The organism is Streptomyces sp. NPDC096012, assembly GCF_040426375.1.
Lineage (GTDB): Bacteria > Actinomycetota > Actinomycetes > Streptomycetales > Streptomycetaceae > Streptomyces.
This window is the reverse complement of the sequence record NZ_JBEOTD010000044.1, coordinates 1-13,056: the sequence shown is the minus strand read 5'-3', so window position 1 is coordinate 13,056 and position 13,056 is coordinate 1. Positions and strand designations below refer to the sequence as shown.

The following is a 13,056-nucleotide window of genomic DNA, read 5'->3' as shown; positions in this document are numbered from 1 at the left end:
TCGATCTGGGCAAGAGGTGCGTAGTGCTCAACTATGCGGCGGCCAAAGGATTTGGGTGTGGCTCTTCTGGAGTGAGCTCGTCGGTCAGGCCAGGAGTTCGTAGTTGTGCTGGTCGGGCCGGGGGTAGAGGCGTTCGCGTTCTCTGTGGGTGTGGAAGGTCCGGTACTGCGGGAAGTCGCCGTTGCCGATGACGGCGCGGAGGGTGAGACGGCTTCCGCGCCGGGGACGCTCCACCGGCTGCCGGTGATGTCGAGCCGGTCGGCCACCAGATGACATGCTGCTCCCTCGACGATGCCGCCGGCGATCGGCCGGCCGGCATCGAGGGCCTTGTCGTAGTGGACGAAGGCGGCGTTGTCCTCTACGTAGCGACAGGCCCTGTCCGCCGCGGCCCGTTGATCGGCGGACAGGCCCAGCCCGTTGGCCTCCGCGCGGAGGTCGGCGACAGTTCCTGAAGCCCCATCAACCCGGATGCACCGCCGGAACGACGCCGCCCTGCCCGCGTACCCCGTCGGTCACCGTCATCGTGGCGCCGACGGGGTACGCCCGTCAGCCGCGAGCGGAGTGCGACTTCAGCGGATGCGGTGCTTCCGCCAGAAGGGGCCGAGGTCCCTGTGTGTCATCGATTGTGCGGCCTTCTTGAAGTCGACGGTGGTGGAGACGCCGTACCAGTGGTCGTGGGCGTACTTCTTGATGAGGCGCGCCATGGTGCCGGCCCCGAGGACGTGCTCCAGGTCGGCCAGGACGCAGGGGCCGATCCCGTACACGACCTGGGAGTACTCGCCACGGTGTGTAGACCAGTAGGCCATCGAGTTGGTGAGCGCGGCGGTGGCGCTCGGCCAGGAGTCGTCCGGCGAGCACTCGAACCCGTCCCAGCGGTAGTAGCGCGCGTTGGCGTACTGAGCGAAACTTTCGTCCAGCCAGGGTGAGTTGTACTCGTCGTTGCCCACGACGCCGTACCACCACTGGTGGGCGATCTCATGGACGGTGGCGCCGCCCTCCTCCTCGGTGCCGAGGATGACCAGGCCGGGGTACTCCATGCCGCCGGCGAACCCGGGGGTCATCACGAGGTCTATCTCGCCGTACGGATAGCGGCCGAACTCCCTGCCGAACCGGTCGATGGCGGCGACGCCGTCCTTGCGGTTGAGGCGGACACCGGCGGCGGGCGTGTTCGGCGACCAGTACGACTTCACGCGCACGCCGTCGGGCGAGGTCTGGGTCGCGGTGCGGAACGGGCCCGCCGCCCATGCAAAGTCCCGCACCCGCTTGGCGACGCTGTGGGTGACCGTACGCCCGGTACCGCCGGGGCGGGTCCATGTGCTGCCGGTCGCCGGGACCTTGAGGGCGGACGGGTGGTCGAGGCGCACCCGGAAGTCGCTCGCCAGGGTGTAGAAGCTCTCGCCGTACGACACATACGGATCGAGGTGCCACCCCCTCGTGTCGTGCACGGCGATGACCGGCAGCGCGTTGCCCAGGAAGCGGAACGCGCCTTCGCGGCCGAAGCGGTTGTTGCGTGCGGGCACGGTGAGGGCCACGTCGAAGGAGACGGCCGTCCGCTCACCGCGTGCGAGCGGCCTCGGCAAAGCGATGCGCAGCGCCGTGCACTTCACGCCGGGGCGGCCCGGAGTGCCGCCGCGCACGTGGGAGACGCGGACGGGGGACGGTCTTCCGGATGTCCCGCAGCCGTCCTCGCCATTGCCCCACAGGCGTATGTACACCTCACGCAGGGGCCGACTGGAGGCGTTGCGGAAGGACACCGTCTGCCGGCCTGCCCAGTGGGAGCCGTCGGCGTCGGCGCGCAGCTTCACGTCGTAGCTGGGGCGGTCGGGCGTCGCGGGTTCGGCCGCTCTCACCGCGGCGCCGGGCGCCGGGCCGGACGGCGTGCCGGCCTCGGCCACGGTGGAGCCTGCAGTCGCGAGCAGCGCGAGCAGGGCGACCAGCAGACGGCGACCGGTTCTTGAGGGGCCCGTGCGCGACGAAGGCATGGCAGACGACATGACAGATGACATGCCAGCGGATCTTGTCACAGGGTTCCCCACGGCCGACACAGGCCCGCGCGAAGAGGGGAGGTCGGCTCCGCTTGGGCGGCGAAAATGCCAGGGTACGCAGGGGATGTTCGCTGTACGTTGGCGCACAGTAAGGATCCCGGTTCAGCCCATCCGCAGTTCATCCCCTTCCATGAGGCCTGGCCACGTGTTCCTGACCATCACCACAACCGGCACCCCCGAACGCCCCGCGACCGACCTCGGCTACCTGCTGCACAAGCATCCCGACAACGCGCAGACGTTCTCCACCTCCTACGGCACTCTGTAGGCCGCGTGCGCGGTCCTGGCCGGAGCGAAGTCCCTGGCCGCGATCGCGGAGTGGGCCGCCGACGCCCCGCCCAACGTCCTGGCCCGGCTCGGTGGCCCATGCCGGGAGCCGGAACACGGCCAGTCGCCCCGGCCGAGGCCACCGTGTGTCGTGTCCTCCAACGCATCGACGGCGACGCGCTGGATACAGCCGTCGGAAGTTGGCTCGCCGTGCGGAACGCGCCGCCGGCCAGGAGGGGAACTGGCGATGTAGAGGTCGTCGAGCGGTTTCACCAGGCGTCGCAGTTCACGCGCCGCCCGCGGCGGAAGAGCGTGCATGGCCGCTTCCAGGACTTCCCGTTCGTCGGTTGTATAGAAGGGGTTGCACAAAGGGCAATCGCAACCGCCGGAGAGAGCACGGCTGGGGCGGTGAGCCGTGCGTGACCACCGTTGCAAGGCCTGGGCTATCGCCCCAGGCCGGAGCCGGTCGTGTTCGAGGCGGGAGACCGCTCCGGCAAGCTTGCCGGAGCCACGGGGCAACCCAGGCGTTGGTGTTTCATGCGTCTGCCGCCTCGGGTGACGTCCGGAGGCGCGGACTTGGGACGGCAGACCTTGGGCAGCGCCCTCCACTTGCAGCCCGTGTCGACGACGTAGCGGATCGCGTCCACGACCTCCCGGCGCGGGTGCTTCTCCGGGCGTCCCCCCTTGGGGGACTCGTAGGCCGGTAGCTGGGAGGAGGGGCTCGATGAGGACCCATTCGTCGTCGCAGGTGTCGGACGGGTAGCAATGGGGCCGGGACAACCCAACTTCCCTTCCAACAGACGGGTGTTGAAGGAAAGCTGTGCCGTCCCCCAACCCGGTCAGACGTCGATGTACTCGGCGATGATGTCGAGAGTGGAGTCGACCGAGCCGAGCTGAGTGTTGAGGTGCTTGATCCACCGTCCCTTCGGCTGGAGTGCCGCGTGCGGGCCAACGATGGCTGTGATGAACCGGCGGATCTCGGTCAGCTCCTCCCTCACGATCCCGAGTTCGTATGCCTGGAGTTCGGCCGGCTCGGTGCAGAAGCGGTGGCCGTCCTTCTTCGTCAAGATCGGGGGTGGCCAGCCCCGTTCGGAGATGATGTCGCGCAGGCAGGCCAGGCCCGCGCTGGTCTGGCTGGGCGTCAGCTCGCCGGAACGGACGAGCTGGGGGAAGGTCAGCCCGGCTGGGCGGCCCTCGAAGAGCGCGAACCGGACGGTGTCGGCGTGCCGCTGGGAGGCGGCCGATCTGCGCTCGGAGGCGCGTGGCACCGGCTATTCGCCTTACAGGAGCTTGGCCAGTTCGCCGTCGACATCGACCTTCCCGGCGTGGAACCGAGGCTACTGCGCTGAGGAGTTGAGACGTAGAACATCTCTCAACGGCACAGGAGCCTTGTGCGTCGCGGGGGTCACCCCGTCATCCGACCGGTGACCACTCTGTAAACGCTCAGTGACCCCGCCTGCGGCGCATTGGGAAGGCGGTCCCACAGAGTCCGCTTGTCCGAATCGACTCGGGCAGGTGCGTCCACGATCCGAGCCGCTGACGCTGCCTCGGTACGCAGCCGCTCCCACACGGCTCACCAGCGCGTCAGCTGCTCGTCGTGGCCGACTTCACCTACGTCGCGACCTGGTCCCGGATCGTCTACGTCGCCTTCGTCGTGGACGTGTTCTCCCGGGCGATCGTCGACTGGTCCGCCGCCACCAGCAAGCGGGCCAAGCTCGTCCTCGACGCCCTCGACATGGCCCTGTGGCGGCGCGACCGAGCCGGCATCCCTGCAGGTACCGGGCTGATTCATCACTCGGATGCAGGCAGTCAGTACACGTCTTTCGCGTTCACCGCCCACCTCCTCAAGGCCGGCATAGACGCTTCGATCGGCACCGTCGGCGACGCCTTGGACAACGCCCTCATGGAGTCCCAGATCGGCCTCCACAAGACGGAATTCATGAAGCCTCGCAGGCCCTGGCACGGCCTGGCCAACGTCGAGCTCGACACCACGGAATGGGTCGACTGGTTCAACAACCAACGCCTCCACACCACCATCGCAGACATCCCACCCCACGAACACGAGACCAACTACTACGCTCAACCCAGCCTCAACCGGCGGCTGGAGTCAATGTATAGAGCCTCCACCGATCCCGGAGCGGTTTACTCTGCACCCGCCATAGCAGTCGCCGCGAGAATGACCTGGCTTTTTCCTCACTCATGTCAGCAACAGGCGAGCACCACCCGTCAGTCCAATCACCAGGTCACTGAGGCTGCGCCACTGGCACTCAGATGACGACGTCCAACTGACACTCTCCCGCAGACCAGCAGGGGTGAAAGACCGCCAACCGGCACAGCCCACCCCACCACACGGACCGCGAGGAGATCTGCATGGACCACCGGGACGTCGACGCCGCCGTGGCGGAAATGCTGCGGGTGCTTGACCCGCATACCGCCAAGGACTCGACGATGCCGGCGGAGCCGCTCGAATGGACGTGTCGGCACACAGCAGCCCACATCGGCCACGACCTGCTGGCCTACGCAGGGCAGCAACTGGCAGCACAACCCGCCGACGCCTACCTTCCCATCGACCTGAACGTTCGTCCCACCGCCTCGCCGGCCGAAGTACTCCAAGCCGTCACTGCGGCGCACTGCTCACCAGCGCCCTGGCCACAGCCAACCCGACCCTGAGGGCCTGGCACTGGGGCCCATGCGACCCCGGAGGATTCGCCGCGATGGGCGTCGCCGAAACCCTGCTGCACACCCACGACACCACACAGCAACTGTCCGTGGACTGGCCGCCACCAGCACCGCTGAGCTCAGCAGTACTCAACCGGCTCCTCCCCGCCGCCCCCAAAGACCCCACCCAGGTACTCCTCCGGCGCACCGGCCGCGCAGAACTCGACGGCCTCCCTCACCGAACCTCATGTAGGTGGGAAACAGCAGGACCGGACTGACGAGCAGTGAGCGCAGATCGAACCGTTACCGGACCCGACACCGAAGCAGGGAGGACGGTGGCGGGATCACCGGAAGGTGATCCACGCGATCGCGTTCAAGTACCGCACCGGAACACCGTGGATCGGCCTGCCCGAGTACTTCGGTCGTGGAAAGGCGTTCACCACCGGCTACGCACCTGGGCCGCCGACGGCACCTGGCAGCGCATTCTGACCACCCTGCTCGCCCAGGCCGACGCCGAGAGCGGCCTGGAAAGGGTCGTCGCGGTCGACTCCACCATCGTCCGCCCTTACCAGCACGCCGCCGGGGCCCGTCGAAAGGGGCTCCGGTCGGCGAGCCGGACGACCATGCCCTCGGGCGGCTCCGTGGCGGGCTGACCACGAAGATCCACCACTCGAGGCCGAACTGAAAGCCACAGCTGACTCGTATCCGAAACTCGCCACGCAGGCATTCATTTTCGATGATGTCCTGTAATTACTTGTTTCCCAGTTTCCGATCGGACCAGTGGTCGACTTCCCCTCGCGAGGACCGCCGACACGAGGTTGTCGTCGTACCGGCCGGTTGCGGCTTCGTCAGAGCAGTTTTTGGAAACCTCATTGGAACAGCAAGCGGTCGTGTACGGAGAAGTTCGGAGTGACCTGGATATCCAGTGCACCGAAAGTTTCGCCCATGTGGAAGTCGACTGAGACGTGCATGGCCGATGGATCAGAAGTAAATGCTAGCCGCGTCGCACTCTCGCGGAAGATGTCCAGCAGCAGCTTATCGCCACTCGTCCAGCGGACTCTCACTGATCTGCCGACCACGTCATAGGACAGGACGAGCCAGGCGCCGTCGTCGCTGTGCCAGCTGAGCACGCGGGCACCGCTTTCGTCGGTGTCCGGCCACTGGCCGATCGCATCGAGGACCTCCTCGTCGCGCGGGGCAAGAAACTCCCGGTACATGTTGTCTGCCTCACTTCTCAATGTACGGCGGCCAGTGGGGCATGCTGCCGTGGATGCTCACGTTCGGCCCACTGCCACGGAAGATCACAGTCGAAAGTCTACGTCCGCTGTCGGGCAGAAGCTCCCATGTGCTCTCGACGCCTAGAGCGCCGTGAGGCCCGTGCAGTACAGAGTTCGTGACGCCGAACTCACCGCTACCACCGTCCCACTGCTTTGTGAACGTCCGCTCGAACGGCTGCTCAGCGGCATTGGCCAGATGGTCAGTCACATACTGACGCATCTCCGGAGTGTCACGTATGCCGATGCGATGGAGTTGCAATTCGTTCTGCAGAGCTCTGGGCGAGTTGTGCGAGTCCGGCTTGATGTCCTTATTGAACAGGTAGTCGAGTTTTCGAGGATTGACTTCGGCTGTACCGCCTTGCCCCGGCGTGCAGCCGGAGAGACCCAACGGGTCCGCCCAAGTGTGGGGATTCGGTACGTACGTGCCCGGGTTCGGGGAGGGTGTGAGACCGAGCGGATCGCTTGTGAGATACCGGGCGGTTTCGGGGTCGTAGTGGCGGAAGTAGTTGTAGTGGAGGCCGGTTTCCGGGTCGTAGTACTGGCCCGGGAAGCGCAGGGGCGTGTAGGTGGTGCTGTTGGCCGCCCATGCCGTTGCTCCCCAGAGTGTGCTGCGGGTGCGCCAGGCGATGTCGCCGTGTTCGTCGATGAGTTCGCTCGGGGTGCCGACGATGTCTGTGACGATGGCGAAGAAGCGGGAGTCGATCTCCTCCCGGGGTGCATCCTCCGCGGTGATGCGTTCCGTCTGGGCTAGTGGGCGTAGGCCCTGGTGGTCCCAGGTGAGGGTGACCGGGTTGGGGAGGTCGGGGGAAATGGTGGTCTGTTCGCAGAGGGTGGTGCCGTCCCAGGTGAAGTCCACCCGTTCCAGCACCGTTTCGCCGTCGGCCGCCAGGCGGAGTTTCGCCGTGCGGCGGCCCAGGGGGTCGTAGGTGTAGCGCCAGCGGGTACCGTCCGGGGTCACGACCGAGGTCAGGCGGTCCTCGGTGTCCCATTCGTAGCGCCAGGTGTCCGGCTTGCGGGAGAGGCGCATCTTCTGGCGCAGGGTGATGCGGCCGAGGGCGTCGTGTTCGTATCGGACGTTGCCCGCTCGGTTGATGCGGGTGCCCGTGTAGGTCCGCGGTCCCGTCGTCTCCGCGCCCGGGTGGCTCGCCGGCCACTCGGCGCGGGCCTGGTTGCCTGCCTCGTCGTACGCGTACCGCTCCGTCCAGCCTGCTGCGTGGACCGCCGTCACCCTGCCGGTCGCGTCCAGGTCGAAGCGGCGGCGGCCGGAGAGGCGGTCCTCGATGCCGATGACGTTTCCGTCGGCTCGGTAGCTGTAGGCCCGGTGCTGCACCGTGCGGCCCGCAGCGCCGGTCACCGACTGGGTCGTCAGACGGCCTAGTGTGTCGAAGGCGTGCTCCAGGGCGATCGTGTCGCCGATGTAGCGGGCCAGTTCGCGGCCGGCGTCGTCGTAGGTGAAGTCAATGGCACGGCCTGACGCCACCATGCTGGTGCGTCGGCCTGCCGCGTCGTATGACCACTTCGTCTCGGCGCCGGTTGGCGTCGTTCGGCTGGTGCGGCGGCCCAGGACGTCGTAGGTGTACGTCAGCGCGCGACCGTCGACCGTCTCCGAGCGCAGGCGGCCGTGGCGGTCGCGGAGCAGGGTCAGGGTCGTGCCGTCCGGTCCCGTGGCCTGGGCGAGTTGGTCGGTGAGGTCGTAGGCGTAGGTCGTCACCTGGCCGGCTGCGTCTTTGCGCAGTACCTGGCCGAGTTCGTTGCGTTCGAAGGAGACCACCTCGCCAAGCGTGTTCCGCCGCGAGAGCAGGCGGCCGGCAGGGTCGTACTCGTACGTCAGGGTGCAGTCGTCGAAGTCCTTCTCGCTCGCCAGGCGGCCGGCCGGGTCGTACCCGTACGTCCACGTCAGGCCCTGCGGGTTGGTGACCTTCCTCAGGCGCAGTTCGGTGTCGTGGCCGAATTCGTAGCGCACTCCGTCCGGGCCCGTGCGGGCAGCCAGCAGATCGAAGTGGGTGTACTCGAAGCGGGAGACGCCGCCGAGCGGATCGGTGTGGCTGGTGCAGTTGCCCTCTCCGTCGTATGCCCACGTCTCCGCCGTGCCGTCCGGCGCGGTATGACGGATCAGGCGGCCTTCGACGGACCAGACCAGCAGCGTTGGGGCGCCCGTCGGGTCCGTGATCGTTGTCGGGCGGCCGAAGGCGTCCCGTTCGTAGTGGGTGACCGCGCCCAGCGGGTCCGTCACCCGCACCGGCAGGCCCGCCCGGTCGCAGACGACCGTCGTCGTGCTGCCCAGCGGGTCGGTCACAGAGGTCAGATGGCCGGCGCCGGTGTAGGTGAAGTGGGTCGTCCGGCCCGCCGGGTCCGTCACCGAGGTACGGTTGCCCCGCTCGTCCCAGGTCTGGCGGAAAACTGTGCCGTCCGAGTTCACCACCTTCACGGGCAGGCCCGCCTCGCCGTACTCCGCTCGCACCTCGCGGCCGTCGGGACGGACCACCCGCGTGAGGTTGCCCCCCTCGTCGTACTCGAACGCCGTCGTGTGGCCCAGCGGATCCGTCTCGGACAGCAGTCGGTTGTAGCGGTCGCGGACGTAACGGGTGGTGGCACCGACGGCGTTCGTCTCAGCGATCACCTGGCAGCGGCGGTTGATCAGGTATCGGGTGGCGTGGCCGTGCGAGTCGCTGAGGGTCGTGGTGTGCTCGCCGGTGTCCGGGTCAACCGGTCCGTAAGTGAAGGTGGAGCGCAGGTGACCGGCGGCGCCGGATTGGTGGGTGCAGCGGTCCTCGTCGTCGTAGACGTACGTGAAGTGGCTGTCGTTGGTGTCGGTCCAAGAGGTGATGCGGCTCTGGTCGTCGTATCCGAAGCGGGTCGGACGGCCAGAGGAGTTGGTCGTCTCGGTGAGGTCGCCGTCGGTGTAACCGTAGCGGATCAGTTCCTGGTCGCCGCCGTCCGCAGCCGCACCGGCCAGGTGCAGGGCGGTGACCCGGCCCTGCGACGTCGAGACGTGCAGACGGTAGCCGCCGCTGTGGATGACCGAACGAGGTGTGCCGTCGGCGTCGTACTCGAAGCAGATCCAGTTGCCGTTGCGGTCGTCGAGCTGTTCCAGCAACGCCAGCGTGTCGGAGCGGTCGGCGAAGTGCCGTACACGGCCCGATTCCGGGTCGGTGACGGTGTAGCCTCCGTCGACCCGGTCCAGGGGCCAGCGGGGGCCGTGGCTGGGCAGCGTCGGCACGCCCGGTGCCGGGTGCGGGTAGGCGAGTGTCAGGCCGTCCTCGCCGACGAAAACCACGCCCTCGGCGTCGATCTCCAGACGCTGGTCGAGCGTGGAGGACCAGGCCGGTCCGAACCAGCCGCCCAAGCGGTACGAGGACTCGAACTGCCGCCTGAGCAGCAGCGGCAGCTGGGCCGGGAGCGAGACGTCGGTCACCGGCAGCACCATCCGGCCGGTCGCGACGTCGACGGGGTCCTTCTCGCAGACCTTCTCCAGCGGCCGGCGCGAGACGTCCTCCGCGCCCTCCTCCACGGCGTTCCGGGCGGTCTTACGCAGTCCCTGCTCCGCTACCCCCTCCGCCCCTTCCTTCAGCGCGAGCCGCAGCCCGCCCCTTGCCAGCCCCGCGCCCTTGGTGCCCACCAGCTCGGGGATGAGGCGGCCGACGAACTCCGCGGGGTCCTTCTTGAAGCCGTCGACGGCGGCTTGGACGACCCGCTCGGGGTGGGAGGCGGTGGAGACCAGGCCCGCCAGCGTCATGTTGACGTTCTGCAGGTAGGCGGCCGGATGGGTGAGGTTGTAGGGGTCGGTCGGGTTCAGGCCCCGGGCGAAGTTCAGCAGGCCCGCGGTGCCTTTGAGAGCGCCACCGACCACGTGCGTGAGCTCCGTGTTGACCGCCTGGTAGCCGTCGACGAGATCGTTGCGTATCCGGGACAGCGGCGGCGGCTCGGCGGGGGCGTGCGCGAGGGCCGCCTTCACCTTGCCCTGCGCCTGGGAGGCGGCGGTGTTGCGCTGCTTGCGGGCCTCGGCGAGCTTGTGGACGGCGGCCTTGACGTCGGCCTTTCCCGCCTCCATGTCCTGCTTCGGCTCCGGTCCCGGGTCGTCGCCCGCACGGGCCTTGGCGTTATAGGCCTCGGCCCTGGTCCGGTAGTCGTCGGCCGCGGCCTTGGCCGCCTTCACACCCTTCTTGTAGAGCTCCACAGCCTCCTTGGCCTGGGCTTGCGCCCACTTGACGGTGTCCGCGTACGACTCCAGGGCTCCCGCTGCCGCGGTGCACGCCTCGGCCGCCTGCGCCCACTTGATCGGGTGCACGCCGAACTTCTCCCTAAAGGCGTCCCCGCCCTCGCCCTGCCAGCCCGAGGAGTCGACCTTCCGCAGTCCCTGGCTGACCTTGTCGAAGGCGCCGTGGAAGTCCTTCAGGTGCTTCGCGCTCTCGCGGATCTTCTCCGGACTGCCGTGGATCAGTTCGTTGGGCTCCCCGGTCTGGCCGAGTTGCTGCTCGCCTGGGGTGGCGCCCAGGTCGGAAGCGACCTCGTCGCCCCAGTCCTCCACGCTCTCGGCCCAGTCGTGCGCGCCGACGTGGTCCAGTGCCCCGCCCAGCTTGTCCGTGCCGTAGTCGACGGCCTCGCCGAGCTTCTTCTTGCCCTCGTCATAGAGGTGTTCGGCGCCGCCCAGGAACGAGTTGGTGACGTCTCCGAGGCCCATCAGCCCTCACCGCCCCGCTGCTCGGCCGCCTTGGCGCGGGCTTCCGGGGAGGGGCCGAAGGCGTCGTCGAGGAACTTGTCGTACCCCTTGTCGGAGACACCGACTGCGCCGTGCAGGTCTTCGGGGTTCATGCCCGGCAGCGGGCCGATGGTGTGGGAGGTCATCACGTCTCGGCCGGCGTCCTTCCAGCCCTGCTCGCTGGTGGCCAGTGCCTGATCGAAGGACTCCTTGCTGTAGTCGACGCTCATGCCCGAGGTCGCGATGTCGCCCCAGCCCATCTTCTCCACGTCCTCCTCGGAGGCGTAGGGATTGCCGACGGCCGAGTTCGCGACGACCTTGAAACTGCCCTCCACGTACTTCTCGGTCTCGTAGTACGTGCCCGCCGACAGGCCCGTCTTGACCGCGAAGCCGTTGCCCTCGTTGATCAGCGAGCGCACGCCCCACTCCCAGCGCTCGCAGAACGACGTGAACTCCCCCGTCAGGCCCTCGTGTCCCAACTCGAGTCCGGACAGGGCGATGTCGCCGAAACCGCGCCCGGCTCCGGCCTCCCCGACCATGCCGAGTTCCTTCAACTCGCCCAGCGCCTCGGTCAGTCCCTTGGCGATCAGGGCGAGCCCGTCCGCCTTCAGGTCCTTGCCACCCTCAGTCATTCCGCGTCCCCCGTTCCGTCGGCGAAGTCCACCGCTACCTGGTCCGGCACGATGCCGCGCACCGGCGGGAACACCATGCCCTCCTCCCCGTCGGCGCAGTCCAGGGCCACCCCGCACGGCACTCCGGCCGCCGGCACCGCCACATCCAGCAGACGCGCCCCGAGAACCGTCTGGTACGACCACTCACGGGCCGCAACACCGCGCGCGACCGCGTAGCGGGCCAGCGCCTGCTCGTCGGAGAAGGCCAGGATGAAACGGACGCCGCCGAGATCGGCGGTCAGCAGGCCCCGTTCGTCCTCCGGGCCCGGCCCGTCGCCGAGCGGCACCAGCACCGGGGTGCGGCGGAACTCACCCAGCAGAGCGGCGAACTCGCGCCTGCGCGCCTCGGCTCCAGCCGCTTCGCGACCGGAGTCCTGACCCTCTAGCGGCGGCTGTTCGCCGCGTCTTCCCTCTTCAACGTCGTGCTTCCCCGAAGACGCCTGCGCCTCCCGAGCGGTTGGCGGCGTCGTCATCTCCGCATAGCCAGCGATGCGCGACCGTGGAATCTGCTGCGGCCCGTCGACCGTACCCCCGTACTCAGACATGCAGCCCATCATCACAACTACACACAGCACGTCGCAAACGTCAGCTGTGAAGAGACATGGGTCAAAGGAGAGTCTTTGATCGCCTGGTGGAGGACGCTTGGCGCAATGGGCTGGGCGGCCCAACTTTTCGCGTGTAGCGGGCCGGTGGAGCGATCGTGGTGGGCCGCGTTCGCTCTGGTGTCCGCGCGTCCGGGGGGGTGCCGCGCGCATCCCGGTAGAGGAGGGTGTGGCCTGCTGCTCCGCCGTGCCCCTTTGGCCGTCCTAGCTGCTGTCGGCGCAACGGAGGTTCCAGTGGCCGCGCGTATTGGAACTCCGGTCACTCACTGGTTCGCCTCCGTCTCGTCCACCCGTTCTGGCACCCGGCACCGCTAGGGCCTGTCTGACAAATGATCACCGAGTTGGGATGCGCGCGCTCGACCCAATTGCCTTGTCAGCCTGGCGCCCGGCCAGTGATTCTGGGCGGGTGCCAGGACAGGGGAAAAGAAGGCGGCGGCAAGAGGACGCGCGGCAGCGGCTCGCTGCTCGTACCGCGCCGGACGCGGGACAGTGGGAACTCGTTGTTGAGACTCGGGACCAGGCAGAGATGCGTACGCGTTTGCGCCGTCTTCAGGAGGCAGGAGTCGACTGGTCGATGATCCGGATCGACACGCTGTGCGGGCGCCTGGGGCTGCCGACCAGCTACCGGCTGAGCCGTTTCGTGACGGACCCCGCGCGGGCGTCCGAGCACGAGCACTCTGATCATTGATTTTGTGGCAGGTCGAGGTGAGTTGACGGATGCGGCGTGGGAGCGGATAGAGCCCCTGTTGCCGCAGGTGGATGGGCGTGGTCGTCCCTGGCGTGATCACCGGCAGGTGATCAACGGGGTGCTGTGGCGGTTGCGGACCGGGGCTCCGTGGC

At 68.0% G+C, this 13,056-nt stretch carries 12 protein-coding genes and 2 pseudogenes; 6 read left to right on the top strand and 8 right to left on the bottom strand.

Features of this window, described 5'->3' with window-relative positions; genetic code table 11:
- Positions 1-84: 84 nt before the first annotated feature.
- Entirely contained in the window at positions 85-234 is a 150-nt protein-coding gene (locus tag ABVB68_RS37055) for a hypothetical protein (RefSeq protein WP_503006389.1), read from the bottom strand.
- A gap of 335 nt (positions 235-569) precedes the next feature.
- Complete coding sequence (locus tag ABVB68_RS31090; RefSeq protein ID WP_353604512.1) at positions 570-1,982, bottom strand: M1 family metallopeptidase; 1,413 nt, start codon at positions 1,980-1,982, stop codon at positions 570-572.
- Positions 1,983-2,190: 208 nt separating this feature from the next.
- Between ABVB68_RS31090 and ABVB68_RS31085 the strand changes: the two are divergent.
- A pseudogene (locus ABVB68_RS31085) lies at positions 2,191-2,304 on the top strand (hypothetical protein); the annotation flags it as partial.
- Between the two features lie 598 nt (positions 2,305-2,902).
- Here the strand turns inward: ABVB68_RS31085 and ABVB68_RS31080 are convergent.
- Together ABVB68_RS31080 and ABVB68_RS31075 are read right to left on the bottom strand one after the other, a co-directional pair.
- Positions 2,903-3,089 (bottom strand): annotated as a pseudogene (locus ABVB68_RS31080) (transposase); the annotation flags it as partial.
- Between the two features lie 59 nt (positions 3,090-3,148).
- Entirely contained in the window at positions 3,149-3,577 is a 429-nt protein-coding gene (locus tag ABVB68_RS31075; protein ID WP_353604511.1) for a RacP protein, read from the bottom strand.
- A 329-nt stretch (positions 3,578-3,906) separates the two neighbouring features.
- Between ABVB68_RS31075 and ABVB68_RS31070 the strand changes: the two genes are divergently transcribed.
- From ABVB68_RS31070 to ABVB68_RS31055, 4 genes are all read left to right on the top strand, one after another.
- Positions 3,907-4,584, top strand: a complete 678-nt coding sequence (locus ABVB68_RS31070; RefSeq protein WP_353604510.1) for a DDE-type integrase/transposase/recombinase — start codon at positions 3,907-3,909, stop codon at positions 4,582-4,584.
- 95 nt (positions 4,585-4,679) lie between these two features.
- The gene (locus ABVB68_RS31065) at positions 4,680-4,979 is read left to right on the top strand and encodes a hypothetical protein (RefSeq protein WP_353604509.1); all 300 of its coding nucleotides are present in this window, start codon (positions 4,680-4,682) and stop codon (positions 4,977-4,979) included.
- 282 nt (positions 4,980-5,261) lie between these two features.
- Entirely contained in the window at positions 5,262-5,456 is a 195-nt protein-coding gene (locus ABVB68_RS31060; protein WP_353604557.1) for a transposase, read from the top strand.
- Positions 5,363-5,620, top strand: a complete 258-nt coding sequence (locus ABVB68_RS31055) for a hypothetical protein (RefSeq protein WP_353604508.1) — start codon at positions 5,363-5,365, stop codon at positions 5,618-5,620. Before ABVB68_RS31060 ends, ABVB68_RS31055 begins: the two co-directional genes overlap by 94 nt.
- Positions 5,621-5,836: 216 nt before the next feature.
- Here the strand turns inward: ABVB68_RS31055 and ABVB68_RS31050 are convergent, their stop codons facing one another.
- The 4 genes from ABVB68_RS31050 to ABVB68_RS31035 are packed head-to-tail and all read right to left on the bottom strand — an operon-like array spanning position 5,837 to position 12,189.
- Positions 5,837-6,184, bottom strand: coding sequence for a hypothetical protein (locus ABVB68_RS31050; RefSeq protein WP_353604507.1), 348 nt, complete (start codon positions 6,182-6,184; stop codon positions 5,837-5,839).
- Between the two features lie 10 nt (positions 6,185-6,194).
- Complete coding sequence (locus ABVB68_RS31045) at positions 6,195-10,925, bottom strand: putative T7SS-secreted protein (protein WP_353604506.1); 4,731 nt, start codon at positions 10,923-10,925, stop codon at positions 6,195-6,197.
- On the bottom strand, positions 10,925-11,575 hold the full coding sequence (locus tag ABVB68_RS31040; protein ID WP_353604505.1) for a hypothetical protein: 651 nt from the start codon (positions 11,573-11,575) through the stop codon (positions 10,925-10,927). Before ABVB68_RS31040 ends, ABVB68_RS31045 begins: the two co-directional genes overlap by 1 nt.
- Positions 11,572-12,189 (bottom strand): hypothetical protein, encoded by a 618-nt coding sequence (locus ABVB68_RS31035; protein WP_353604504.1) that lies wholly within the window; start codon positions 12,187-12,189, stop codon positions 11,572-11,574. The genes ABVB68_RS31040 and ABVB68_RS31035 overlap by 4 nt, the downstream gene beginning before the upstream one ends.
- Positions 12,190-12,908: 719 nt before the next feature.
- On the opposite strand from ABVB68_RS31035, the gene ABVB68_RS31030 reads away from it, so the two are divergent.
- On the top strand, positions 12,909-13,056 hold a 148-nt coding region (locus tag ABVB68_RS31030), incomplete at its 3' end, for a transposase (protein ID WP_353604556.1).